The sequence below is a fragment of the Schauerella aestuarii genome (assembly GCF_009866805.1).
In the GTDB taxonomy this organism is placed as follows: domain Bacteria; phylum Pseudomonadota; class Gammaproteobacteria; order Burkholderiales; family Burkholderiaceae_B; genus Schauerella; species Schauerella aestuarii.
The window spans coordinates 91,343-114,440 of sequence record NZ_SIZW01000038.1; the positions used below are offsets into that span (position 1 = coordinate 91,343).

General features: G+C 63.0%; 22 protein-coding genes. 16 read left to right on the forward strand and 6 right to left on the reverse strand.

What is annotated here, in order from left to right; all coding sequences use genetic code 11:
* The first annotated feature begins 18 nt into the window (after positions 1 to 18).
* The 5 genes from EYW45_RS01975 (at position 19) to EYW45_RS01995 (ending at position 4,720) form a co-directional block, all read left to right on the forward strand.
* Entirely contained in the window at positions 19 to 510 is a 492-nt protein-coding gene (locus EYW45_RS01975) for a MaoC/PaaZ C-terminal domain-containing protein (protein ID WP_161133703.1), read from the forward strand.
* Positions 511 to 534: 24 nt separating this feature from the next.
* Positions 535 to 1,719, forward strand: coding sequence for a DUF1615 domain-containing protein (locus EYW45_RS01980; RefSeq protein WP_328703578.1), 1,185 nt, complete (start codon positions 535 to 537; stop codon positions 1,717 to 1,719).
* Between the two features lie 183 nt (positions 1,720 to 1,902).
* A complete protein-coding gene (locus EYW45_RS01985; protein ID WP_161133704.1) occupies positions 1,903 to 3,090 on the forward strand; it encodes a YncE family protein in 1,188 nt (395 codons plus the stop codon).
* A 290-nt stretch (positions 3,091 to 3,380) separates the two neighbouring features.
* Entirely contained in the window at positions 3,381 to 3,683 is a 303-nt protein-coding gene (locus tag EYW45_RS01990; protein ID WP_161133705.1) for an ArsR/SmtB family transcription factor, read from the forward strand.
* 62 nt (positions 3,684 to 3,745) lie between these two features.
* Positions 3,746 to 4,720 (forward strand): zinc-dependent alcohol dehydrogenase family protein, encoded by a 975-nt coding sequence (locus tag EYW45_RS01995; RefSeq protein ID WP_161133706.1) that lies wholly within the window; start codon positions 3,746 to 3,748, stop codon positions 4,718 to 4,720.
* Here EYW45_RS01995 and EYW45_RS02000 read toward each other — a convergent pair.
* Complete coding sequence (locus EYW45_RS02000; RefSeq protein ID WP_161133707.1) at positions 4,710 to 5,165, reverse strand: winged helix-turn-helix transcriptional regulator; 456 nt, start codon at positions 5,163 to 5,165, stop codon at positions 4,710 to 4,712. The genes EYW45_RS01995 and EYW45_RS02000 overlap by 11 nt on opposite strands.
* A 133-nt stretch (positions 5,166 to 5,298) precedes the next feature.
* Between EYW45_RS02000 and EYW45_RS02005 the strand changes: the two genes are divergently transcribed.
* Positions 5,299 to 6,507 (forward strand): MFS transporter, encoded by a 1,209-nt coding sequence (locus EYW45_RS02005; protein ID WP_161133708.1) that lies wholly within the window; start codon positions 5,299 to 5,301, stop codon positions 6,505 to 6,507.
* Here EYW45_RS02005 and EYW45_RS02010 read toward each other — a convergent pair.
* Positions 6,475 to 7,272, reverse strand: coding sequence for an IclR family transcriptional regulator (locus tag EYW45_RS02010; RefSeq protein WP_407924894.1), 798 nt, complete (start codon positions 7,270 to 7,272; stop codon positions 6,475 to 6,477). The two genes, EYW45_RS02005 and EYW45_RS02010, sit on opposite strands and share 33 nt — an antisense overlap.
* Before the next feature lie 239 nt (positions 7,273 to 7,511).
* Between EYW45_RS02010 and EYW45_RS02015 the strand changes: the two genes are divergently transcribed.
* Together EYW45_RS02015 and EYW45_RS02020 are read left to right on the forward strand one after the other, a co-directional pair.
* On the forward strand, positions 7,512 to 8,936 hold the full coding sequence (locus tag EYW45_RS02015; RefSeq protein ID WP_161133710.1) for an amidase: 1,425 nt from the start codon (positions 7,512 to 7,514) through the stop codon (positions 8,934 to 8,936).
* 81 nt (positions 8,937 to 9,017) lie between these two features.
* A complete protein-coding gene (locus tag EYW45_RS02020) occupies positions 9,018 to 9,992 on the forward strand; it encodes a Bug family tripartite tricarboxylate transporter substrate binding protein (protein WP_161133711.1) in 975 nt (324 codons plus the stop codon).
* Between the two features lie 65 nt (positions 9,993 to 10,057).
* Here the strand turns inward: EYW45_RS02020 and EYW45_RS02025 are convergent, their stop codons facing one another.
* Positions 10,058 to 10,987 carry a LysR family transcriptional regulator gene (locus tag EYW45_RS02025; RefSeq protein ID WP_161133712.1) on the reverse strand — a complete coding sequence of 310 codons (930 nt, stop codon included), beginning with the start codon at positions 10,985 to 10,987 and terminating at the stop codon, positions 10,058 to 10,060.
* Between the two features lie 164 nt (positions 10,988 to 11,151).
* Between EYW45_RS02025 and EYW45_RS02030 the strand changes: the two genes are divergently transcribed.
* Positions 11,152 to 11,904: an SDR family oxidoreductase gene (locus EYW45_RS02030; protein ID WP_161133713.1), complete on the forward strand. Its 753-nt coding sequence runs from the start codon at positions 11,152 to 11,154 to the stop codon at positions 11,902 to 11,904.
* Here the strand turns inward: EYW45_RS02030 and EYW45_RS02035 are convergent.
* The 3 genes from EYW45_RS02035 to EYW45_RS02045 are packed head-to-tail and all read right to left on the reverse strand — an operon-like array spanning position 11,892 to position 14,707.
* A complete protein-coding gene (locus tag EYW45_RS02035; protein ID WP_161133714.1) occupies positions 11,892 to 12,734 on the reverse strand; it encodes a TatD family hydrolase in 843 nt (280 codons plus the stop codon). The two genes, EYW45_RS02030 and EYW45_RS02035, sit on opposite strands and share 13 nt — an antisense overlap.
* A 7-nt stretch (positions 12,735 to 12,741) precedes the next feature.
* Complete coding sequence (gene lolD / locus EYW45_RS02040; RefSeq protein WP_161133715.1) at positions 12,742 to 13,482, reverse strand: lipoprotein-releasing ABC transporter ATP-binding protein LolD; 741 nt, start codon at positions 13,480 to 13,482, stop codon at positions 12,742 to 12,744.
* Entirely contained in the window at positions 13,475 to 14,707 is a 1,233-nt protein-coding gene (locus EYW45_RS02045) for a lipoprotein-releasing ABC transporter permease subunit (protein WP_235938788.1), read from the reverse strand. Before EYW45_RS02045 ends, lolD begins: the two co-directional genes overlap by 8 nt.
* A 134-nt stretch (positions 14,708 to 14,841) precedes the next feature.
* Here EYW45_RS02045 and EYW45_RS02050 point away from each other — a divergent pair, with 134 nt between their 5' ends.
* The 7 genes from EYW45_RS02050 (at position 14,842) to EYW45_RS02085 (ending at position 22,978) form a co-directional block, all read left to right on the forward strand.
* The gene (locus tag EYW45_RS02050; RefSeq protein WP_161133717.1) at positions 14,842 to 15,780 is read left to right on the forward strand and encodes a hypothetical protein; all 939 of its coding nucleotides are present in this window, start codon (positions 14,842 to 14,844) and stop codon (positions 15,778 to 15,780) included.
* Complete coding sequence (gene recJ / locus EYW45_RS02055) at positions 15,762 to 17,474, forward strand: single-stranded-DNA-specific exonuclease RecJ (protein WP_161133718.1); 1,713 nt, start codon at positions 15,762 to 15,764, stop codon at positions 17,472 to 17,474. Before EYW45_RS02050 ends, recJ begins: the two co-directional genes overlap by 19 nt.
* Before the next feature lie 55 nt (positions 17,475 to 17,529).
* A protein-coding gene (gene prfB / locus EYW45_RS02060; RefSeq protein ID WP_161133719.1) for a peptide chain release factor 2 occupies positions 17,530 to 18,634 on the forward strand; the annotation gives its coding sequence in 2 pieces (ribosomal slippage) (positions 17,530 to 17,610 and positions 17,612 to 18,634; 1,104 coding nt in all).
* 49 nt (positions 18,635 to 18,683) lie between these two features.
* Entirely contained in the window at positions 18,684 to 19,448 is a 765-nt protein-coding gene (locus EYW45_RS02065; protein WP_161133720.1) for an SDR family NAD(P)-dependent oxidoreductase, read from the forward strand.
* Positions 19,449 to 19,459: 11 nt separating this feature from the next.
* Positions 19,460 to 20,980, forward strand: coding sequence for a lysine--tRNA ligase (gene lysS / locus EYW45_RS02070; protein WP_161133721.1), 1,521 nt, complete (start codon positions 19,460 to 19,462; stop codon positions 20,978 to 20,980).
* Between the two features lie 236 nt (positions 20,981 to 21,216).
* Positions 21,217 to 22,014, forward strand: a complete 798-nt coding sequence (locus tag EYW45_RS02080; RefSeq protein ID WP_235938765.1) for a glutathione S-transferase — start codon at positions 21,217 to 21,219, stop codon at positions 22,012 to 22,014.
* Position 22,015: 1 nt separating this feature from the next.
* Positions 22,016 to 22,978, forward strand: coding sequence for a hypothetical protein (locus tag EYW45_RS02085; RefSeq protein WP_161133722.1), 963 nt, complete (start codon positions 22,016 to 22,018; stop codon positions 22,976 to 22,978).
* Positions 22,979 to 23,098: the final 120 nt, after the last annotated feature.

Sequence of the window (23,098 nt, forward strand, 5' to 3'; positions counted from 1 at the left end):
TCTCAGGCAGAAAACATCATGAGCACCCTTTATCTCGACGATTTCAAACCGGGCCAGGTTTTCGTCAGCAGCGCACGCACCATTACCGAAGGCGATCTGACTTTTTTCTCGATGCTGTCGGGCGACTGGAATCCGATTCACTGCGACAGTGAATTCGCGCGCCATACCCGCTACGAACAGCGCATCGTGCATGGCGCGCTGGGCATCGCGTGGTGCACCGGCATGCTGCATCAACTCGGCATTTTCGAGAAATCGGCGATCGCCATGCTGGGGCTGCGGCAGTGGCAGTTTCTGAAGCCCCTCCTGATTGGCAACACGGTTCATCTCGAACTCGACATCCTGACCGTGGAACCGGGCAAAAGCGGGCGCAGCGGCAAGCTGGGGCGCCGGTTTCGACTGATCAACCAGGACGGTGAACTGGCTCAGGACGGCGAAAGCGATGTGCTGGTGCTCACCCGGGAAGGCGCACGCCAGCAAGGGATCGAGGTCGACCCTCCGCGCGCGGAATGAATGTCCAGGCGGTAAGATCGGCGCATGCCTACTATCGCTACCCCAGCCTTCACCGAATCAACCTTCATCGCCTCAGTGGTCACGACTGCGCCATCCTGCCCGCCATCCCTGGCTCGCCGCGCTCTGGGCGTCTGCGCAGCGATGCTGGCCGTGCTCATCGCGGGTTGCGCCACACCGGTCGCCACGCCACCCGAGCGCACGCCGGATCAGGTGCGCAGCGAAATCGAGCAGTTGATGCCGCCAAAGGTTGCGGATCGTTCGGGCTGGGCCCGGGATATCTATGTGGCCTTTTCAACGCAGGACATTGCCACCACGCGCGAAAACCTGTGCGCAGCCCTGTCGGTTACCGAGCAGGAATCCACGTTCCAGGCTGATCCGCCGGTGGCCGGTCTGGCGCGCATCGCCCGGGCCGAGATCGATCGCCGCGCCCAGTCGCTGCACGTACCCGCCTTTCTCGTCGATGCCGCGCTCGGCATTCGATCGTCCAACGGCAAAACGTACGGCGAGCGCCTGCGCACGGTCAAAACCGAGAAAGGCTTGAGCGAGATCTTCGATGATTTCGTCAGCATGGTGCCGCTGGGCCGGCAACTGTTCGGCGGCTTCAATCCAGTCCGCACCGGGGGGCCGATGCAGGTCAGCATTGCCTTCGCGCAATCGCATGCAGCCGACTACCCCTACCCCGTCGCCGGCACCTTGCGCGACGAGGTGTTTACCCGGCGCGGCGGCATGTACTTCGGCATCGGGCATCTGCTGGGCTACCCCGCCAACTACGACAAGCTGATCTACCGCTATGCGGATTTCAACGCCGGCTGGTATGCCAGCCGCAACGCCGGTTTTCAAAGCGCCGTGTCGCAGGCCTCGGGGATCACCTTGGCCCTGGATGGCGACTTGATTACGCCGGGATCGCGCAACGCGGGCCAGACCGAACTCGCGGTACGCGCGCTCGGCCGCCAGATCGAGATGAACGACAGCGCCATTCGGCGCGATCTGGAACGCGGTGACACCCTCGAATTCGAGCAGACGGAGGTGTACGAGCGCGTATTCGCGTTGGCCGAACGCACGACCCGCCGCACACTGCCGCGCGCCGTGTTGCCCGGCATCAAGCTGGAAAGTCCGAAGATCACGCGTCCGCTCACCACTGCATGGTTTGCGAATCGCGTGGAGGGCCGATGGCAACAATGCATGACGCGCGGCAGCGCGGGCGGCTAATGTACGGGGTTCACGCGAAGGGCTCACTCGGCATCGGCCAGGATTAGTCGTTGTGCAAATGAAACCCATTTGCAATAATGTTGCCTCTTCTGCGGGTGCCCATGCACGCGAATCGCGGCAGTGGTGTGTTTTCCCACGGCGCTTCGCGCGGCGCATCCCCCATCTATATAGGATCGAGACACAATGAAAATCGTACGTAGAACCTTGAAGCTGACCTTCGGCGCGGCAATGCTTGCCGCCACGCTCGCGGCATGCTCGACAGGCTCTAACACCCCCGCGCAATCGAGCACCGCAGGCGCCCCGGTCGCCACAAACGCGCCCCAGCGTTCGGATGTGCAGCGCCAACCGCTGGCACGCGGACTGTACGAATTGGCCTATAGCGCCAAGCAAGACGCCGTGTTCGTCGCCTCCTCGGGTGGCTTCGGCGCCGACGCCGCGCCTTCGAAAGTGCTGCGTCTGAATCCTGAAACCTTGCAGACCGTGAACGAAATCGGCCTCGAGCGTAAAGCGTTTGGTGTGGTGCTGGACGATCAGGCCAACCGCCTATACGTCGGCAACACCGTGGACACCTCGGTCACCGTGGTGGACACCGCGAACAACCGCGTCGTGGGCACGGTGCAGTTGATGGAGAAGGTCAAGAACAAGGACGGCAAGGAAGCCTACACGCACGACTTGCGCGAGCTGGTCGTCGATAGCCCGCGCCATCGTCTGTATGTGACGGGCCATTCTGCCGAAGGCAGCGTGTTGTTCGTGGTCGATACGCGCACCCTGAAAGTGATCAAGACCATTCCTGGCCTCGGTAAAGCCAAGGCGCCGGGCTTGTTCCTGGATGCCAAAAATCACCGCATCTTCACGTCCAACCTGCTGGGCGAAGTGGTGATTGTGGACACGCGTTCGTTGGCTGTGACCCGCCGCATTCAGACGTCGGCCGCGCAACCGATGAATATTGTGTTCGACAACAAGACCGGCCGACTCTTCGCGACCGATCAGGGTGCCGAGAACATCACGAAATACATGGCGAAGGTCGCGCCCGACTACAAGGCGCAACATCCGGGCAATCGCGTGCTGGTGCTGGACGTCAAAAGTGGCAAGGAAGTCGACAGCATCCCCACCGATACGGGCCCGCTCGCGCTCAAGCTGGATTCGCAGCGCAATCGCCTTTACGTGACGAATCGCATGGCCGGCACGGTTTCGGTGTTCAACAGCAGCACCTATGTGCTCGTCGATACGATCACCCTGCCCGATCATCCGCAAAGCCTGGCGTTGGACGAAGGCCGCAACGTGTTGTACGTGACGGTCAAGAACAACAAGGACAAGCCGAAAGACGCGAAGGAAGACGTGGTACGCGTCACGCTGCCAAACCTGCGTTAAGACGCGTCGCCCAAGCTGCTCGCTGCGCTGAAACGCGCGGGCAGCGCGCGGCATGCGATGCATGGCATCCAACTGCATCGCCGCGCAAACGCTGGCTTTGCGTCACTGCCTCAGCTCGAAACGGCTGGGGCAGTTTCATTTTCAACCTTTGCCCGAGATCGAAACCGATTCGGCATCCGTAAGCGGGGCGTATCGCCGTTGGCACCAGACGCAGTTGGCGCCGGACGCAGTCGGCAACAGACTTTCGGCCAAATTATTGACATATCGGGAAATCCAGATATAATCGACTTATGGACTTACTCGAAGTATTCAAAGCCCTCTCCAACCGCACACGCTTGGAAATCTTGAAGGGTTTGAAGGATCCGGCCAACAGCTTTCCTCCTCAGGATGAAGGTGACGTCAATACGGTGGGCGTGTGTGTGAGCAGCATTCAAGAAGGTGTGGGACTGTCGCAGTCGACGGTGTCCGATTATCTTGCAACGCTGCAACGGGCCGGTTTGGTCGAAGTCAGACGTATCGGCCAGTGGACGTATTACAAGCGGAATGAAGCAACCATCAGTGCACTCGCCGAACGCATCGGACGAGACCTGTAGATTTTTTTGCCCTTTTATATCGAGATTTCTCGATATCCCTTTTTACAGAAATGAGGAATACCATGAAAGCAGTCGTTCTCAAGTCATTTGGCGGCCCGGATTCGTTCGAACTGCGTGACGTCCCCAAGCCAGTCCCGCACGCAGGCGAAGTTCTTGTGCGGGTACATGCCACGTCCATCAGCCCGCTGGATTTCCAGGTTCGCCGTGGCGACTATCCCGACCTGGTGAAGCTCCCGGCCATTACCGGACACGACGTGTCGGGCGTGGTTGAAGCGGTTGGGCCCGGCGTGACGTCCTTCTCGCCTGGAGATGAGGTGTGGTACACGCCGCAAATCTTCGACGGGCAAGGAAGTTATGCCGAATATCACGTTGCAGCCGAAAACATCATCGCCAAAAAGCCGGCTTCGCTAAGCCATCTTGAAGCGGCAAGCCTGAGCCTGGTTGGCGGCACCGCGTGGGAAGCACTCGTGGTGCGTGCGGGGCTGCGCGTGGGCGAAAGCATTCTGATCCACGGCGGTGCGGGCGGCGTCGGCCATGTGGCGGTCCAGTTGGCAAAAGCCATCGGGGCACGGGTCTTCACGACCGTGCGCGACGCGAACGCCGAGTTCGTGAAGGGCCTGGGTGCCGACGTGACGATCGACTACGAAAAGGAAGATTACGTCGATGCCATCATGCGCGAAACCGCTGGCCGCGGCGTCGATGTCGTGTTCGACACCATCGGTGGCAATGCGTTGTCGCGCAGTCCGGACGCCCTTGCGCAACTTGGCCGCGTGATCTCGATCGTGGATACTGCGCAGCCTCAAAACCTGATTCAAGCCTGGGGCAAGAACGCGAGTTATCACTTCATTTTCACACGGCAAAATCGCGGCAAGCTCGATGAGTTGACGGCGTTGATCGAGCGGGGACAACTGCGCCCGCATGTGGGTGCCGTTTATGCGCTGGCCGACGTGCCGCGCGCTCATGCCCGTCTGGAAAGTCCGAGCAACGGCCTGATCGGCAAGATTGCGATTGCGGTCGATCCTGGACTTATGTCGTAGGCGCCACTTTCTCGACGCGGGTTTCCTGCGGCAGCAGGGCCCGCCCATCGGCACCGCGCACCCGTACCTCGGCCACAGAGGTGCTGCCGTCAGCCACCCGCAAATGCGAATGGGCTTCGCCTGCCTCGAACAAATATCCCTCGCCCCACTGCCGCAGCGTCACCACCACGGCAAACAAATCGCGCCCCTTCTCGGTCAGTACGTACTCGGGATAGGACGTGCCATCGGATGCGGGCTGTACCGCAAAGATGCCGTCGGCCACCAGGCGGCTCAACCGGTCGGAGAGGATGTTGCGCGCCACATTCAGATTCTTTTGGAACGCACCGAAGCGGCTGATCCCGTCGAACGCATCGCGCACGATCAGCAGCGACCATCGGTCGCCGACGACGTCGAGTGCGCGCGCAACCGGACAGGGATCTTTCTTCAGAGGTTTGCGTTTGCTCATAAACGGAACGCTCCCAGCACATTCAACAAAGTAGTTGCATTTTAAAACCAAGCTGCCTAGACTTCAACCAGTCTTATTTTGCAACTGGATTGACGTGATAACGTGCCGCCCTGAAAGCGATTCAATCGGCGCCATGTCGCCTCCCCTCGTGACGCTCATCGCCTGCGCATGCGCCCTGTCGGTGGCCAATGTGTATTACGCGCAACCGCTGCTCGACGCCTTGGCCCACGACTTCGATCTGACCGAGGCTGCGGTCGGCAGCGTGATCACGGCGGCACAGATTGGAAGCGGCATGGCGCTCGTTTTCCTCGTGCCGCTGGGCGATCGCCTGCCTCGACGGAGATTGATGCTGGCCCAGATGGCCGCGCTGGTGGCAGCATTGGCCGGCGTCAGCGCCGCACAGACCGCCGTGCAATTGCTGATCGGCATGCTGTGCGTCGGCCTGCTGGGCACGGCGATGACCCAGGGGCTGATCGCTTATGCCGCCACGGCAACGTCGGCGGCCGAGCGCGGTCGCGTGGTAGGCGCGGCCCAAGGCGGCGTGGTGATGGGACTGCTGCTCGCACGCGTGCTCGCAGGCGGCATTGCCGATCTGGCGAGTTGGCGAATGGTCTATGCCACCTCTGCGGCATTGATGATCGTGCTGGCGCTCATCCTCGGGCGATGCCTGCCGATGCAAACGATGCCACCGCGATCGCTGCCGTATCCGCAACTTGTGCTGTCGATGTTTACCTTGCTTGCGCGCGATCGCGTGCTGCGCGTGCGCGGCGTGATCGCCATGCTGATGTTTGCCGCGTTCGGTGTGTTCTGGAGCGGGATGGTGCTCCTGCTAAGCGCGCCGCCACATGGGCTGTCGCACACCGCCATCGGTGCGTTCGGACTGGTGGGTGCGGCCGGCGCGCTGGGTGCCGTGCGCGCCGGTTCATGGGCCGACCGCGGGCATGCGCAGGCGGTCAGCCTCCTCGCCCTGCTGCTGTTGACGGCGTCGTGGGTACCGCTTTATTTCGCACCCGTGTCGCTGTGGGCGCTCGTGCTCGGCGTGCTGGCGCTCGATCTGGCTGGACAAGCGATTCATGTGACCAATCAGAGCATGATCCTGCGGTCGGGCAGTGACGCGCACAGCCGGCTGATCGGCGGCTACATGCTCTTTTACGCCGTGGGCAGCGGCGCCGGCGCCATGGCGTCGACCTGGACGTTCGCGCACGGCGGCTGGTCTGCCGTCTGCGCACTGGGTGCAACCCTCAGCGGGATGGCGTGGCTATTTTGGGCGGTGACGAAACCGCCTGCTCAAGCCGACGCATCCCCGCGCTTACCCGCGTGCGATCGCGTTGGCCGCGCTTAACAGCTGCGGCACCACTTCACGCACCATGCGCTCGGCCGGATAGTCGCTGGCCGCAGCCGATGCGCTGATCGCGGCCAGGGGTCGTTGTGTGCTGCCCTTGACGATGACGGCGGCGCCAGTTTGATTGAGCAACACCTGATCTTCCGCCAACGCGTAGCCGTCCATCCGCGCCTGCCGAATCGTGGCGGCGAGCGCTGCACGATCCGTTTCCGTACGTGCGGTATACGCTTCGATGTGCGATGCCGCCAGCAACGCCTGCAGGTCATCGTCGCTCAATTGCGCAAGCAGCATGCGGCCGGCGCTGTTGCACCATGCCGGCATGCGCCGCCCGGGCAACATCTCGGAAAGCGTCAATTGGCGACTGGGCAGGCGCAACAGATAAATCATGTCCGCGCCCAGCCGCACGCTCAAATTGACGGCCACGTCGCACCGCTCACGCAACGCCACCAAGTGCGGCGCCGCCACAGCAACCAGATCGTCATTGCGCAAGAAGAAATAGCCAAGCTCGATCACTTTGGGCGCCAGCCGGAAGCGGCGCGATCGCGCATCTTTTTCCAGGTAACCCAATTGCTCCCAGGTATGCGCGAAGCGTTGGGCGGCGCTTTTCCCCATCCCGGTGAGCGCGGCGAGGTCGGTCAATCCCAACGTGTCGTGCAGGGCGCCAAAGGCCTGCAGCACCCGCATGCCTTTTTCCAGCGAGCCCACGAAAAGCGGATCGGCGGCACGCGCGGCCGAAGCCGCGTTCCCGGCGTCGTTGGCTGGGATATCGCCCAGGGAATCGGTCGAGCGATCGCCCGAGGAATGGGTTGCTGAACCGGTTGCCGCGGTAACCGGCACGCCGGGTCGGGGCGATCGGTCAGGTTTCTTTGGATTCGTCGCCATCTCGCATTCGCTTGTCATTGTCGAGGTGCGTAGTTCCCCGGATAGAAGAGCACGCCATTACCCCGTAAGATGCTCATTATTCAGTACTTTGTATTGCTATTCAATACAATTAAGGAAATAAAATGAGCTGGCAGGCTATTTGTGAAATGACCGCATTGCAGATGCGGCAGGAGATATCGCAAGGTCACCTGAGTGCCTTGGAGCTGGTCGACGCCCACTTGACCAGCATCGACGTGCGCAACGCGCCCGTCAACGCGATCGTCACGCTCGATGCTGACGGCGCCCGCGCGCAAGCCCGCGCCGCCGATCGTGCGCAAGCCGCCGGTCAGGCGACCGGACTGCTGCATGGCCTGCCAGTGGTGCATAAGGATTGTTTTCTCACGGCGGGCATGCGCACCACATACGGCTCGCCGCTCTTTCACGACTTCGTTCCAACGCAAGACAGCCTGCCCGTCACCCGCGAGCGCGCAGCCGGTGCGATCACGCTGGGCAAAACCAATATGCCGGAGTTCGGCGCCGGCTCGCAAACCTTCAATCCGGTATTCGGCCCCACCCGCAATCCTTATGACGTCGACAAAACAGCGGGCGGCAGCAGCGGCGGATCGGCTGCGGCGTTGGCCTGCCGGATGGTGCCCTTGGCCGACGGGACCGACATGGGCGGATCGCTGCGCAACCCCGCCAGCTTCTGCAACGTGGTGGGCTTGCGCCCGTCACCGGGACGTGTCCCGCAATGGCCCAACGCCGGCGCGTACAACACACTGACCGTCGCCGGGCCGATGGCGCGTACGGTGGGCGACGCCGCCCTGATGCTGGCTGCGTTGTCGGGACCGGATGCGCGCGATCCGCTGTCCATCGATCAGGATCCCGCGCGTTTTCTCGGACGCCTCGACCGCGACTTCAACGGCACGCGCATCGCGTGGGCGCCGACCTGGGGCGGCCTGCCCGCCGATCCAGCTGCAACGGCCGTCATCGACGCGCAACGCTCGGTGTTTGACAGCTTGGGCGCCAAGGTTGACGACGCCTGCCCTGACTTCGGTGAGGCCGATGCCGCCTTTCATGCATTGCGCGCGCAGATCTTTGCGCAAGGCCATGGCGAGACGCTCAAAAAGCATCGCGATCAAATGAAAGACACGGTGATCTGGAACATCGAACTTGGCCTGCAGCAATCGGCCGAAGCGGTCATTCGCGCCGAGCGCGAACGCGTAGCGCTTTTCGGCCGCATGCACACATTTATGCAGACTTACGAATTCGCGATCGGCCTGGTCAGCCAGGTGCCGCCCTTCCCGGCCGATGAACCCTACGTGCGCGACATTGACGGCACCGCGATGCACAACTACATCGACTGGATGCGGTCAGGCTATTACCTGTCGTTGACCGGTCATCCCGCGATCTCGGTGCCGTGCGGCTTCACGGCCGACGGTTTGCCGATCGGCATTCAAATCGTTGGCCGCTTCCGCGATGAATGGGGCGTCCTTCAACTCGCCCATGCGTTCGAACAGGCCACCCAGCACTGGCGCCGGGCACCCGCCTATATCGGCGCAACGTGATCGCCTGATTCAGAACAGCCGACACGCGTCGGCTGGCCGCGATCCTCTCTTTTATCTTTCAAGCGCTTCCCGGAGTTTCAGATGTTCAAGCAGTTAGCTTTTAGTCTCGCCGCCCTCGGCGTGGCCGCCAGTCCGTTGGCCGTTCAGGCCCAATCCGCATGGCCCGCACAGCCGATCACCATGGTGGTGCCGTTTCCGCCGGGCGGTTCCACCGACGTGATCGCGCGCCTGTTTGCCGTCAAGCTGGGCGAACGTCTGAAGCAGCCGGTGGTCATCGAAAACAAGCCCGGCGCCAACACCGGCATTGGCGCGCAGGCCGTTGCGCGCGCCAAACCCGATGGCTACACCGTGATGATTACGGGAGCACCCACGTTCACCAGCAATTCGCTGCTGTATGCCAACCTGGGCTACGACCCGATCGAGAGCTACGACTACATCGCCATCGCTGGCAGCGCGCCGTTCGTCATACTGACGAATACGCAAACCGGTTTGACGAGCGTTGGCGACATCGTGCGCGAGTCCGCCAAGCAACCGTTGAATTTCGGGTCGTTCGGCACCGCCTCCACACCGCATCTGGCAGGTGAATCGCTTGCCCAACGCAGCGGTGCGAAGCTCGTGCACATTCCTTATCGCGGAAGCGCGCCGGCCATGACGGATCTCATCGGCAATCAGATTCCGCTCTCGATCGACACGCTGGTCGCGGCGCTTCCGCAAATCCGCGGCGGCAAGGTCAAAGCCGTGGCATTGACCAGCGCCGAACCCTCCACGTTGTTGCCGGGCATACCCACCGTCGCCGCCAGCGATGCCAAGCTCGCCGGCTACGACTTCCAAACGTGGTACGGCATCGCCGCGCCCAAAGGCACCCCCAAACCGGTGCTCGAGCGCCTCACGCGTGAAGTGCAGGACATGATGGCCGAGGCAGATACGCAAGCCAAAATGCGCGAACTCGGCTTTGACCCCAGCTTCGCCGACGCCGACGCTTTCAAGGCGCGCGTCGAGCAGGAACTCAAGCGCAACGGCGCCGTCATCAAGGAAGCAAATATCAAGGTCGATTGATTTCGATCGAGATATTGATCGAGATATTGATCGTTAATGATCGTTAATGATCGAGATATTGATCGTCAAGCGGCAGTAGACACCGCCGTTTCCCGCAGCGCCTTCTCGGCGTTGCGAAACGCCTCGATCAGCACGTCGAACACCAACCGCACGCGCGCCGGCACCGGCGTGCGCTGCGACCGGTACACATACAACGACCACGGTTCGGGGGCCTGAGCCCCAAGCACCGCCGTCATCTGGCCCGCTCGAATGTAGGGCATGGCGATGTAGTCGGGGAGTTGACCGAATCCCAGCCCATGCGCCACCGCTTGCGCCTCGGCCACCGGATCGTCGGTGACGAACGCAGGATCCGCCGGGAGCAGTTGCCGGCCCCCTTTGAATATCCACGGCCAGGCACGCCCGGAGTTGCCATCGATGAACGCGGTGAGCGGACGCGTCATCAGATCGTCGATCGTTTTTGGTGCGCCAACGCGCGCGATCAGTGCGGGTGCACCTACCACCGAGAAGCGCACATCGCACGCCCGTCGCGCCACGAAGCGGCTGTCGCGCATCTGTCCGATGCGCACGCCGACATCGATCTGCTGGTCCACCACATCGGCGTAGGCGTCGGACAACCGCAGATCCAGCCGCAAGCCGGCATGCGCCCGTAAATGTGGCGCGAGCACATCCATCATGAAGCCCCGCCCCACGCTCGTGGGTGCCGCAATGCGCACGACGCCGCGATAGCCGGGATCGCCCTCGTCCGAAGGATCGGGAAAGAGCATATCCACGCCACTTAGCGCCGCCCGCGCCTGCACCACCAACTGCGCACCAAAGGAGCTCAATTGCACGCCCCGCGTGCTGCGGTGAAACAGCGTCTCGCCCAGCGCCAACTCGAGTTCTCGCACCGCACGCGTGACCACCTGCGGCGATACGCCCAGCCGCGAGGCGGCTTCGCGGAAATTGACCGCATCGGCTGCGGCGCAAAAGACCCGCAAGGTTTCAAGACGATTCATGGGCGTGCGCTTTCAATGAGAGGCAACGAGCAGGCTGCCAAGACACAAAGTAATTCCTGATTCTGGAATTCTAAACTCCTTTCAATTCCATTTACCGAAATATCGAATGCCGCCAGAATTCGTCCATCGAACCCACACATCAAACACTCAGTAAAGGATTCAACATGGAACGCGATATCAATATTGCAGGCAAAGTGGTTGTGATCACCGGCGCGAGCAGCGGGCTGGGCGAAAATACGGCACGGGCGCTGGCCGAGCGCGGGGCGAAACTGGTGTTGGGCGCACGGCGCACCGACCGCCTGGAGGCATTGGTGCGTGACATCACCGCCGCTGGCGGGGACGCGATCGCCGTCAAAACCGATGTGGCCAAACGCCAGGACGTCGACGCACTGGTCGCAGCCGGACGCGAGCGCTTTGGCCGCATCGATGTGCTCGTCAACAATGCCGGCATCATGCCCCTGGCGCCCATGGAAAAAACCATGGTGGACGAATGGGACCGCATGATCGATGTCAACATCAAGGGCGTGTTGTACGGCATCGCGGCCGTGCTGCCCGGCATGCGCGATCAACAATCGGGGCACATCATCAATATTGCATCGGTGGCCGGCGTAAAGGTGTTCTCGCCGATCGGCACGGTGTATAGCGCCACCAAGTTTGCCGTTCGCGCGATCTCGGAAGGCCTGCGCAGCGAAGCGCCTGCCGGTGTGCGCACCACGATTATTTCTCCGGGTGCGATCGAGTCGGAACTCAAGCAAGGCAGCACCGACCCCGAAACCGTGCAGGGCGTTCAAGCGTTTTACAAGGCCAACGAGATCTCGTCCGATTCAGTGGCGCGCGCCATCGTGTATGCGATCCAGCAGCCGAACGACGTCGATATCAACGAAATCGTCCTGCGCCCCACCGCTCAGGAGTTTTGATCTAAAGCTGCGCTGGCGATTCCCGACAAGGCCTGTCCCAGACGGGGCAACACCCTGCACGCCGTGGCCGTGGTCGCATCGATCACGGCCGCGGTCGCCTCGCCGCGCAGTTCAGCCAGACTGGCGCCGATGCGGGGAATCTGCGCCGGCGAATTGCGCAAGTCGGGCGCTTGCAACCAGGCAGGCGGAATATCCGGCGAATCGGTTTCGAGCACCAGCGAATCGAGGCTCACGTCTGAAGCGTGCCGCCGAATCTGCAAGGCCCGCGTAAACGTCATCGCGCCGCCAATGCCGAGCGCGAACCCCAGATCGAGAAAGGCGCGCGCCTGTTGATCGCTGCCATTGAAGGCATGGGCGATGCCGCCCGGCGAGCGTTTCAACCGGCGGAGATATTTAAGCAGAATGTCTTGCGAGCGCCGGACGTGCAACAGCACGGGCAGGTCGAATTCGAGCGCCAGCTTGAGCTGTTCGACGTAGAAAAACTCCTGCCGCTCGCGCGCTTCGCCGCTGGCGATATCTTTGACGAAAAAATCCAGTCCTATCTCGCCGATCGCGACCAACCGGGGGTCGGCCATGGACGCCGCCAGCGCGTCGCGCAAATGTGCGAGGTCGGCCTCGACCGACTGGCGCACGAAAAGCGGATGAATGCCAAGCGCGTAATAGCCCTCGGGAAAGGAATGGGCGAGATCGCGCACCGTATCGAAGTTGCTGCGCGCGATCGCCGGGATGACGATGGCGCGCACTCCGGCGGCTTGGGCGTTGGCGATCACGCTGCCGCGATCCGCGTCGAACTCAGACGCGTCCAGATGGCAGTGGGTGTCGATCGCCATGCAACCGTCAGCCGCTGACGAGGCGGCCGCCCTCCATGACGAGCTGACGGTCGGCCCGCTGCGCCAGCACGGGATCGTGCGTGACGATGGCAAATGCAGTGCCGGATTCCTGGTTGACCCGCGACAGCAATTCGAACATGGCCTGGGCCGTGTTGCGATCCAGGTTACCGGTGGGTTCGTCGGCCAGCACGCAGGCAGGCCGGGTGACCAACGCCCGCGCCAGGGCGACCCGTTGGCGTTCGCCGCCGGAGAGCTGGCCCGGATAGTGATCGGCACGATTTGCCAGACCGACCAGGCCCAACACCTCGCGCGCACGTTCGCGCGCCACGCTGCGCGACTCGCGGCGCACGATCAGCGGCATGGCCACATTATCGAGCGCCGAAAATTCAGCCAGCAGATGGTGAAACTGATAAACGAAGCCGAGGCTGCGATTGCGCAGTGCGCTTTTCTTGCTTTCGGAAAGCCCTTCCGCGCTTTCCCCGGCCACCGTGACCGAGCCGCTGGTGGGCACATCGAGCAAGCCCAGGATATGCAGCAACGTGCTTTTCCCGGATCCCGAGGCGCCCACGATGGCAACCATTTCACCCTGCTCGACGGAAAAGCTCACGTCACGCAGGACATCGATGCGATTGGCGCCGTCGTCGTAATACTTGACGAGATTGGTCGCCAAAAGCGCAGCCGGTGCGCCTGCGCGGGACGAGGCAGCCGGGGCGGCGCCTGCGGCAGAAATAGCGTTAAATTCAGTCATGACGCAGCACCTGGGCAGGTTGGAGGCGCGACGCGCGCCAGCTCGGGTACAACGTGGCCAGCAACGACAGCACCAGCGAGGTGACACCGATCGTAACGATATCGGCCATGCGCGGATCGGACGGCAACGCGCTGATGAAATAGATCTCGCGCGGCAGGAAATGCACGCCGAACAAACGTTCAATGAACGGCACGATCACGTCGATGTTGAATGCGATCAGCATGCCACCGCCCACCCCCAACAAGGTTCCGATCACACCGATCAGGGCGCCCTGCACCAGAAAGATCCGCGCAATCTCGCCCGGACCCGCACCCAGCGTGCGCAAGATGGCGATGTCGGACTGCTTATCCTTCACGGCCATCACCAGCGACGACAGCAGATTGAACGCGGCCACGGCCACAATCAGCGCCAGAATCAGGAACATCATGCGCTTCTCGGTTTGCACGGCCGCGAACCAGGTGCGGTTATTGCGCGACCAATCGCTGGCGATCACCGAGCGCGGCAGGATCGCCGTCAGTTGGTTGGCCACTTGCGGGGCCTGCTGCATATCCGCGATGCGCAACCGCACACCCGCCGTGCCGCTGTCGCGGAATACGCGCGCCGCGTCTTCAGCATCGACGAAGGCGAGCGACGAATCGTATTCGTAGTGGCCGGACGAAAATATGCCCTTGATCGTGAATTGACGCATGCGGGGCGCAAAGCCGGCCGGGCTGACGGACGCCTGCGGCGCCAGCATCAAGACGGTGTCGCCCACTTTCACGCCCATGTCGTTGGCCAGATCGCGGCCCACCACCACCCCAAATTCGCCGGGTTTCAGATCGGTGAGTTGGCCCTCAACCATTTGCTTGGCGACGTCCGACACATTGGTTTCGGTAGCGGGGTCGATGCCTCGAACCTGCACGCCTCGCAGCGCCTGGCCGCGTACGACCATGCCCTGCGCCGCCACGAAGGGGGCTGCGGCGCGCACCTCCGGATTGCGGCTGGCGGCATCGGCAATGGTTTTCCACTGCGCGAGAATGGTCTCCGGCGCGTTGCCCGGCACATAAAGCTCGATGTGCGGCAGGACCGACAGCATGCGATCACGCACTTCTTTTTGAAACCCATTCATCACCGAAAGCACGACAATGAGCGCCGCGACGCCCAGGCCGATACCGGCCATGGAACTGGCCGCGATGAATGAGATGAAACCGTCGCGGCGTCCGCGACGTTGACGGATACGCGCCATGCCCGCATAGCGGGCACCGATCCAGAGTTCGTAGGGTATTTTCAGCACCCGCGCATTATGGCATTAACCGGCAAAATTGCTGGTGCCCTCAACGCGACATTCGGTGCCCTGCCGACGCGACTACAATCGCCGACATGCTCATTGTCCTGCCCGGCGCCTTGCCGCCCGCCCCCTATGCGGCCGAACTCGCATCCTGGGTCGCTACCCGCGCCCCCACGCTGCACGCCTGGTTGCCAGCGGCGCGCGCCACAGCCGAAACGCTGGATCCTGCGCGCGAAGGCTGCACGGCATTCGAAGCCTGGCAACTGCGCCGCGCGGGTTTCAGCCCGGCGCCCGGTCAACCCTACGGTGCCGGCATGGGTCCGCTGCGCGCGCAAGCCGCGGCCGGGGATCCTGAGCCAGTGTGGCTGGCAGAGCTCGTGCATCTGGCCCTCGGTTCGGATCAGGTCGTCTTGCTGCCGCCCGATGCCATGGGCTTGACCGCCGATGAGTCCAACTTGCTCTGGCGCGCCGCCGAGCCCGCCATCGCCGATTCGGATTTCCGGATGACACCTCTTTCGCCCCAGCGCTGGCGTGTGCACTTGCCGGACGGCCTCACGCCACGCAGCGGCACCCCCGACGCCGTGGCCGGGCACCCGCTATCGGCCTGGTGGCAGACGGACGCCGGTTTTCGGCCCTGGCGCCGGTTGCTCAACGATATTCAGATGGCGTGGCACGAGTTGCCTGTGAACGACGCCCGCGCCGAACGCGGTCTGCCGCCGGTCAATGGCCTGTGGCTGTATGGCGGCGCCCATGCCTGGGATGCCAAGCCCGTGACGGACGAAGACGTGCGTGTCATCGACGCGCTCGACCGGCCGCATCGCGCGGGCGACTGGGCCGCCTGGCTGGACGCACTGGCCGAACTCGACGCCACCGTTTTCGCCGCGCTCGCCGCCGAGGATCAGCCCTCGGATTTGTTGCTGCTGGGCACGGACCGCTCGGTGCGTCTTACTGTAAACCCCGATGGTTTCTGGCGCCGCTGGCTGCCGTTGCCTAAAAAAGATTGGAAAGCCTGGTGGTCTCCCCCCGTTTAACCGTCCGCGCCACGTCGTGGGACGCCGCTCGCGCCCTGCAATCCGCCGGCATCCACCCGCTTCTGGCGCGTTTGTGGGCAGCGCGCGGCGTGGCCCATCCTGACGAAACGCTGCTGCAATGGCCCTCGCTCATCCCGCCCAGCGGCTTGACGCATGTGGAGCATGCGGCTGCCGTGCTCGCGGATGCGATTGCCGCCCAACGCCGCATTTTGATCGTGGCCGACTACGACTGCGATGGCGCCACGGCCTGCGCCGTGGGCATGCGCGCGCTGAGGTCCATGGGTGCCGTCGTCGATTTCCTCGTTCCCAACCGCTTTGAAACCGGCTACGGACTGTCGCCGGCCGTGATCCAACTCGCGGTGCGTCACGCCTCGGGCAAGCCCGACATGATCTTGACGGTCGACAATGGCATCGCCAGTGTGGACGGCGTCGCGGCGGCCAATGCCGCGGGGATCGACGTGGTCGTGACCGACCATCACCTGCCGGGCGACGTCCTGCCGGACGCGCTTGCCATCGTCAATCCCAACCAGCGTGGCTGCGGATTTTTGTCCAAGCATCTGGCGGGTGTGGGCGTCATCTTCTATACGATGCTGGCGCTGCGCGCCGAGTTGCGCCGTCGTGGCGTCTATCCGGCCGACGGCGGCCCGCGCCTGGATGCCCTGGCCGATCTGGTGGCCCTGGGCACCGTGGCCGACGTGGTCAAACTCGATGCCAATAACCGCCTGCTGGTCACCCAGGGGCTGAACCGGATGCGCGCCGGCCGGATGCAGCCCGGCATCCGCGCCCTCTTTGCCGTGGCCTCGCGCGAGCCGCGCACGGCCAACAGCTTCGATCTCGGCTTCGCCCTCGGGCCCCGCGTCAATGCGGCCGGCAGGCTGGCCGACATGAGCATCGGCATCCATTGCCTGATCACCGATGACGACGCCGAAGCGCTGGCGCTGGCCCGTCAGCTCGACGAGATGAACCGCGAGCGGCGCAGCATCGAGACCACGATGCGCGAGCAAGCCCTGGCCACCATGGCCGATGCGACTGCCGCGCCCGGCGCAACGGTGTGCGTGTTCGACGACACGTGGCATCAAGGCGTCGTGGGCCTGGTGGCGTCGCGGTTGAAGGAGAAGTACTGGCGCCCGACGCTGGCTTTCGCGCCCGCCGGCGACGGCGAATTGCGCGGCTCGGGCCGCTCGATCCCCGACGTGCACCTGCGCGATGCGCTCGATCTGGTGTCCAAGCGCCATCCCGACCTGATCAAGAAATTCGGCGGCCACGCCATGGCGGCCGGCCTCACGCTGGACGGTGCCGATTTCGCCCGCTTCGGCCCGGCGTTCGATGCCGCGGTGCGCGAGCTCACCGGCCGCGACACCTTCGAGCCGCTGATCGAAACCGATGGCTCGCTGGAATCCGGCTACGCCAATGCCGAGACGGCGGCCCTGCTGCAGGCTCAAGTTTGGGGCGCCGGCTTCATGGCCCCGCTCTTCATGGATCGCTTCGTGGTGCGCCAACAGCGGCTGGTGGGGGCCAAGCACATGAAGCTGTCGCTGGAACGCGGCACGCAGCGCTTCGACGCGATCTGGTTCGGACACGACCAATCCTTACCGGAAGAAGTCGATGTGGCGTACCGCCTGGAACAAAACGTCTGGAACGGGGTGGTCTCGGTGCAACTGGTGGTTGAACACGCCGGCCCGCCTGCCCCCTAAGGGGTAAGGACGCGTTAGAATGCTGGGTTACCCAAGACCAAGCACTAGGATCGCCATGGAAGCCGAACGTCAGAACCAGCTCGCAGCCAAACTCGCCGATTACGCCGAGCGCGAACAGGCTCTACGGAGGTATCTTTGACTACGATGCCAAAACTGAACGTTTGCACGTCGTCAACGCCGAATTAGAAAGCGCCGAGGTCTGGAACGACCCCAAGCACGCCCAGGAACTGGGCCGCGAGAAAAAATCCCTCGATGATGTGGTGGAGGCGCTGACGACCATCGCCAGCGGCGTGGCCGACGCCACCGAACTCTTCGAGATGGCCGCCGCCGACGACGATGACGCCACGCTCATCGCGATCGAGGAAGATGCGGCCGTTTTCGGTGAAAAGATCGAAGGGCTCGAGTTCCGCCGGATGTTCAACAACCCGGCCGATCCGCTGAACTGCTTCCTCGACATTCAAGCGGGTGCCGGCGGCACCGAAGCCCAGGACTGGGCGTCGATGCTGTTGCGTCAGTATCTCCGCTATTGCGAGCGCAAGGGTTTCAAAACCGAAGTGCTGGAAGAATCGGAAGGTGAAGTCGCGGGCCTCAAGTCGGCCACGATCAAAATCGAAGGCGAATACGCCTTCGGTTTTCTGCGCACCGAGTCCGGCGTGCACCGCCTCGTGCGCAAGAGCCCGTTCGATTCGTCGGGCGGTCGCCACACGTCGTTTGCCAGCGTTTTCGTGTATCCGGAAGTCGACGACTCCATCGAGATCGAGGTCAATCCGGCCGATTTGCGCGTGGATACCTACCGGGCCAGCGGCGCCGGCGGTCAGCACATCAACAAAACCGACTCGGCCGTGCGGATCACGCACGCCCCCACCGGGATTGTGGTCCAGTGCCAGAACGACCGTTCGCAGCACCGCAACCGCGCCGAAGCCATGCAGATGTTGAAGTCGCGCCTGTTCGAACTCGAAATGCGTAACCGCATGGCCGAACAGCAGAAGATGGAAGACGCCAAGACCGACGTGGGCTGGGGTCACCAGATTCGCTCGTACGTGCTCGATCAAAGCCGTATCAAGGATTTGCGCACCAACGTCGAAATTTCCAACACCCAGAAGGTGCTGGACGGCGATCTCGATCCATTCATCCAGGCCAGCCTGAAACAAGGCGTTTGACGCCGGCGGCTGCGCGCCTGGCGCGCGGCGGCTCACTTTGCGACGCGACATGACTGACACCGCATTCGATACCGTGATCGTTTTGACCGGCGCCTCGCGCGGCCTGGGCGCCGCCCTGGCACGCGATCTGGCCGCGCCACGCACGAAGATCATCGCCCTGCTGCGCAAGCCGGATCCCGCCCTCGAAGCGGATGTCGCGGCCAAAGGCGGTGTGCTGCAACAGGTCGCGGTCGATCTGGCCGATCTCGACGACACCGCCGTGCAAGCCGATATTCTGTTTCCCGCCATGCCGGCGGGCGCCAAACGCTACTGGCTGATCAACAATGCCGGTACCGTGGCGCCCATTTCCACGATCGCCGGTCTGGGCGATCCGGCCGCGCTGCGCACCGCATTCGACATCAACGTCAACGCGGTGATCCTGCTGTCGGCTGCATTTCTGCGCGCGATGACCGGCCGCCAGGCGCAAGGGCGCCTGCTCAACATTTCTTCCGGTGCCGGCCGCAACGCCAAGGCCGGCTGGGGCGTGTACTGCGCCACCAAGGCCGCACTGGACATGTTTACTCGCACTGTGAATACCGAGCGCGACACCCATGGCGTGACTGCCGTGGCGCTCGCACCGGGCGTGGTCGATACCGACATGCAAGGCGCCATCCGCGCGTCCGACCCCGCGCACTTCCCGGCGGTGGCCCAGTTTCAGGGCATGAAAGACAAGGGCCAGCTTGCATCGCCCGCCAACGTGGCTGCAAGCATCCACGCCTACCTGCAACGCGACGACTTCGGCCAGACCGAAATCGACGACATTCGTAATTATTGATTCCGCCTGACATGACCGACCAAACGTCCTCCCCCGCCGCACCGGATGAAAACCGCCTGATCGCCGAGCGCCGCGTCAAACTGAGCAAACTGCGCGAAGCGGGTGTGGCGTTCCCGAACGACTTCACCCCCGACACGCAAAGCGCCGCGTTGCATGCGCAATATGGCGAACGCGAACAACAAGATCTGGCCGACGCCGGCATCGAAGTGCGTATCGCCGGCCGCGTGATGCTCAAGCGCGTGATGGGAAAAGCCAGCTTCGCCACCCTGCAGGACGGCAGCGGCCGCATTCAGATCTATGTGGATCGCGGCTCATTGGGCGAAGATGCCTACACGGCCTTCAAGCAGTGGGATCTGGGCGATATCGTCGCCGTCGTCGGCAAAGTCTTCAAGACCAACAAAGGTGAGCTCTCGGTACACGCGTCCACGGCGCGCCTGCTGTCGAAGTCGCTGCGCCCCTTGCCCGACAAGTTTCATGGTGTGGCCGATCAGGAGCTGCGCTACCGCCAGCGCTACGTCGACCTCATCATGACCGAATCGACGCGCAAGACGTTCGAAATGCGCAGCAAGGCGATCGGCGCCGTGCGCCAGTTCATGCTGGATGCGCGCTTCGTCGAAGTCGAAACGCCCATGCTGCACCCGATCCCCGGCGGCGCGGCAGCCAAGCCGTTCACCACGCACCACAATGCGCTGGACATGCAGATGTTCCTGCGCATTGCGCCCGAGCTGTATCTGAAGCGCCTGATCGTGGGCGGTTTCGATCGCGTGTTCGAGATCAACCGCAACTTCCGCAACGAAGGCGTGAGCACGCGGCACAATCCCGAATTCACGATGATGGAGTTTTACGCGGCCTACGCGGACTACCATTGGCTGATGGACTTCACCGAGAACGTGCTGCGCCAGGCGGCCATTGCCGCCTGCGGCACCGCCACCCTCACCTATCAGGGCCGCGAAGTCGATCTGGCGGCGCCGTTCGAGCGCCTCACCATCTGTGGCGCCATTCTCAAATATGCGCCGCATTACACGCAGGACCAGCTCGACGACGAGACGTTCGTGCGGGCCGAGCTCAAGAAGCTCGGCGCACACGTCACGGGCCCGGTGCTGAGCCGCGCCGGTTTGGGTGCACTGCAATTGGCGCTCTTCGAAGAGACGGCGGAGGGCCAGTTGTGGAACCCAACCTACATCATCGACTACCCCGCCGAAGTGTCGCCGCTTGCACGCGCGTCCGACACGCGCGAAGGCATCACCGAGCGCTTCGAGCTCTTCATCACCGGCCGTGAAATCGCCAATGGCTTCTCGGAGTTGAATGACCCCGAAGACCAGGCGCAACGCTTCCAGGCGCAGGTCGCCGCCAAGGATGCCGGCGACGAAGAAGCGATGTTTTTCGATGCCGACTACATTCGCGCCCTTGAGTACGGCATGCCCCCGACGGGCGGTTGCGGTATCGGCATCGATCGCCTGATCATGCTGCTCACCGACAGCCCCACGATTCGCGACGTGATCCTGTTCCCGCACCTGCGCCGCGAAGACTGAGTTCGTCAAGCGCTGGATCGATTGCCGGTCCGGCCGCGAGGCGCCCCTCTCGATCTGCGATGACCCCAACGCTTGAACACCCGTTCGAGCGATTGGGGTTTTTTCATGCGATTGCGATTACGCTAGTCGCTGGCATACCGGTGGCAATGGCTGCGGCGTTTCACCGTCATTTAGGCTAACGGGGCGTGCCGAACGAAGTCAATTTCGTTGCGCCGCCAAACAAAGGAGACGATCACATGATGCAAATATGGGGACGCCGTAGTTCATTCAATGTTCAAAAAGTGCTTTGGCTCGTCGCTGAGCTGGGCATTCCGCACCACCACATTGACGCCGGCGGCCGCTTTGGCGGTCTGGATACGCCCGAGTTTCTCGCCATGAATCCAAACGGCAAAATTCCGGTATTGCGGGATACCGATGGCACCACGGTGTGGGAATCGCACGCCATCCTGCGTTACCTGGCGGCAAAGTACTGCGGCACGGCGTCGAACACCGTGGAGGCCCGTGCGACGGCGATGCGCACGGCGGCCGATGCCTCGGATGTGGTGGGTGCCTCAGATGCTTCCCATACTTCGACCACCTTGGATGCCTCCGCTGCTTACCCTGCTTCGCCGGCCGCGCACTGCCACACCCTCTGGTCAAACGACCCCGCCATTCAGTCGCGCGCAGATCGCTGGATGGACTGGACGCAAAGTGCGTTGCAACCCGCGTTTCTAACAGGTGTGTTCTGGGGGTTCTATCGCACCCCTGAAGCCCAGCGCGATTGGCCCGCCATCGAACGCAGCCTGGCTCAATGCGCAACGCTTTTTCGGCTGCTGGACACCGAACTGGCCAAGCACCCGTATCTGACCGGCGATGCGCTCACGCTCGCCGACATCGCGGTGGGTACCGCGCTGTTTCGCTATCACGAACTCGATATTGAACGCCCCCAACTGCCTCATGTCGAGGCATGGTATGACCGCTTGCGCGAGCGCGATGCCTATCGGACCCATGTCATGATCCCCTTCGATGAACTGCGCGGAAACCTGGAATACTAGAATGTTGTACCGCTTTACCCCCACCACCCTTGCCGCCACACTCGCTCTGTGCGCGGCGGCGGCAACCGCTCACGCGGCATCAACTCAAGCGCCGCCTACTCAACCGGCACCGGTTCATGGGGCACCTGTTCATGTTGCACCTGTGCAAGTCGCCGCATCATCCCCCCCTGCAACGGCTGCACGCGCTGCCAAACCGGCCGCCGCCTCCCTGGGTGTTGCCTTGCCCGAGGGCCTCGACCGCGCCACATTGATCAAGCTCGTTGCCCCGAACGTTGACCCCGCTCGCGTCACACTCGTTGGCGCCAAACCGTGGCCGCGCCGCGCAAACAGTTATGTAGTGCTCGTATGTGCGGCGCCCGGCAATACGCCCGCCTCTGCGTCGCCCAATTGCAGCCAGACGATCGACCCGAGCAATGCCACGATGGTGTCGCCCACGGCGTATGTGGGTGTGGTGGAACGCGCGCCCGATCAAGCGCCTGCATTGGTTGCTGCCAGCGGTGCAATCGACACCCAGGCGGCATGGGATGACGCCAATCTCACGCTGACGCCGTCGAGTCCCGACTTCGCGCGCGGCGTGCCGCTTCTGCCACAGCAATGGGATCAATTCGATCTCGCCGCCTACAAGATCAGCGATGCGCAATACGCCTTCGGTTTGCGGTCCGGCTGGAGCGAGCCGTTTGCCGGGGGCATGGCCACCTTCAGTGCGCTGTATTTGTTTGCCATCCAGGGCGATCGCCTGGCCGTTATCCTGGCGGAGCCCATGACGGCTTACCGGAATATGGCTGCTGACCCAGGCACAAGCCGTCGTAGCGAGCGCGAGGTCCAGGACGAGGAGAACGTGTTGTCGATGTTGAATTCGAAGACGGCGGGTTACTACGACATTCGCATCAAAATGAAGGGCGACAAACACACCAAGACGCGCAAATGGTCGGCGCAGCAAGGGCGTTATGTGACAGCCGAGTAATTTCCCGCTTGGCTTGTTACAGGCGGGCGATCGGACGGGTGGGTGCGCTACATTTTTGCGCAGCGCACTACACACCTCTTATGGACACACCATGACGGCTATCGACCGCTCAACTCACCC

Excerpts from the sequence above, each read along its gene's own strand:
- EYW45_RS02085 (WP_161133722.1), top strand. The coding sequence starts at position 22,016 with ATGTTGTACCGCTTTACCCCCACCACCCTTGCCGCCACACTCGCTCTG.
- EYW45_RS02050 (WP_161133717.1), top strand. The coding sequence starts at position 14,842 with ATGCTCATTGTCCTGCCCGGCGCCTTGCCGCCCGCCCCCTATGCGGCC.
- EYW45_RS02015 (WP_161133710.1), top strand. The coding sequence starts at position 7,512 with ATGAGCTGGCAGGCTATTTGTGAAATGACCGCATTGCAGATGCGGCAG.
- EYW45_RS01995 (WP_161133706.1), top strand. The coding sequence starts at position 3,746 with ATGAAAGCAGTCGTTCTCAAGTCATTTGGCGGCCCGGATTCGTTCGAA.
- EYW45_RS02025 (WP_161133712.1), bottom strand. The coding sequence starts at position 10,987 with ATGAATCGTCTTGAAACCTTGCGGGTCTTTTGCGCCGCAGCCGATGCG.
- EYW45_RS02000 (WP_161133707.1), bottom strand. The coding sequence starts at position 5,165 with ATGAGCAAACGCAAACCTCTGAAGAAAGATCCCTGTCCGGTTGCGCGC.
- EYW45_RS01985 (WP_161133704.1), top strand. The coding sequence starts at position 1,903 with ATGAAAATCGTACGTAGAACCTTGAAGCTGACCTTCGGCGCGGCAATG.
- lysS (WP_161133721.1), top strand. The coding sequence starts at position 19,460 with ATGACCGACCAAACGTCCTCCCCCGCCGCACCGGATGAAAACCGCCTG.
- EYW45_RS01990 (WP_161133705.1), top strand. The coding sequence starts at position 3,381 with ATGGACTTACTCGAAGTATTCAAAGCCCTCTCCAACCGCACACGCTTG.
- EYW45_RS01975 (WP_161133703.1), top strand. The coding sequence starts at position 19 with ATGAGCACCCTTTATCTCGACGATTTCAAACCGGGCCAGGTTTTCGTC.
- EYW45_RS02020 (WP_161133711.1), top strand. The coding sequence starts at position 9,018 with ATGTTCAAGCAGTTAGCTTTTAGTCTCGCCGCCCTCGGCGTGGCCGCC.
- EYW45_RS02035 (WP_161133714.1), bottom strand. The coding sequence starts at position 12,734 with ATGGCGATCGACACCCACTGCCATCTGGACGCGTCTGAGTTCGACGCG.
- EYW45_RS02005 (WP_161133708.1), top strand. The coding sequence starts at position 5,299 with ATGTCGCCTCCCCTCGTGACGCTCATCGCCTGCGCATGCGCCCTGTCG.
- lolD (WP_161133715.1), bottom strand. The coding sequence starts at position 13,482 with ATGACTGAATTTAACGCTATTTCTGCCGCAGGCGCCGCCCCGGCTGCC.
- EYW45_RS02045 (WP_235938788.1), bottom strand. The coding sequence starts at position 14,707 with ATGGCGCGTATCCGTCAACGTCGCGGACGCCGCGACGGTTTCATCTCA.
- EYW45_RS02030 (WP_161133713.1), top strand. The coding sequence starts at position 11,152 with ATGGAACGCGATATCAATATTGCAGGCAAAGTGGTTGTGATCACCGGC.
- EYW45_RS01980 (WP_328703578.1), top strand. The coding sequence starts at position 535 with ATGCCTACTATCGCTACCCCAGCCTTCACCGAATCAACCTTCATCGCC.
- EYW45_RS02080 (WP_235938765.1), top strand. The coding sequence starts at position 21,217 with ATGATGCAAATATGGGGACGCCGTAGTTCATTCAATGTTCAAAAAGTG.
- EYW45_RS02065 (WP_161133720.1), top strand. The coding sequence starts at position 18,684 with ATGACTGACACCGCATTCGATACCGTGATCGTTTTGACCGGCGCCTCG.